Origin of the sequence: Robertmurraya beringensis (assembly GCF_042433785.1) — a bacterium.
GTDB lineage: Bacteria > Bacillota > Bacilli > Bacillales > Cytobacillaceae > Robertmurraya_A > Robertmurraya_A beringensis.
Window position 1 is genome coordinate 1 of the sequence record NZ_JBHLUU010000038.1, and the last position, 572, is coordinate 572.

The 572-nt window shown below is 33.9% G+C and carries 1 protein-coding gene; it reads left to right on the forward strand.

Annotated features, from left to right (window positions below; all coding sequences use genetic code 11):
* Positions 1–329 (forward strand): DUF1657 domain-containing protein (locus ACFFHF_RS11755; RefSeq protein ID WP_377058214.1); only part of this gene is annotated, 329 nt, incomplete at its 5' end.
* Between the last annotated feature and the right edge of the window lie 243 nt (positions 330–572).

The window sequence follows — 572 nt, forward strand, 5'->3', positions numbered from 1 at the left end:
CAATAATGGATGAACCACTAGCCACGATTGGACGAAGTCGGGCTTGGCTACATACTGAATTAGAAAAACTAGGGGTAACGATTGAAAATGTATTTCTGGGACAGGTTAATTCTTACGGAGAGTTAACGATTGATCTGTTTGACGATAAATTACAAGTCGCACCCCCTCAAGAAAGACCCTTAATTCTTTCAACCTTGAAAAAATGTCAAGCAGACTTAGACCTATTTGCTCTTGGAACGGAATCAAAAGACGCCAAACAAATGTATAGGTTAAACAGTGAAAAATTACAAGAAGCCATTGATAAAGTGACCCCTATTTTAAAAGGATAAGGATTTAGCTTAGATTCATACATGACGAAAAAAAGATACCATTTTTAATTGAAATAAGTTTAAAAACCTTAGTCCAATTTCGGACTAAGGTGAATTTTTTTACGAGGTGTTAGAAGTGTCTATTTTTTTAGTTAAAGTTATTTTTATCTATATTGTGTTTATTGTAGCAGTAAAAATTTTAGGGAAATCAGCTCTAGCCCAACTTACCCCTCATGATTTTGGAGCGATTCTTTTTTTATCTTA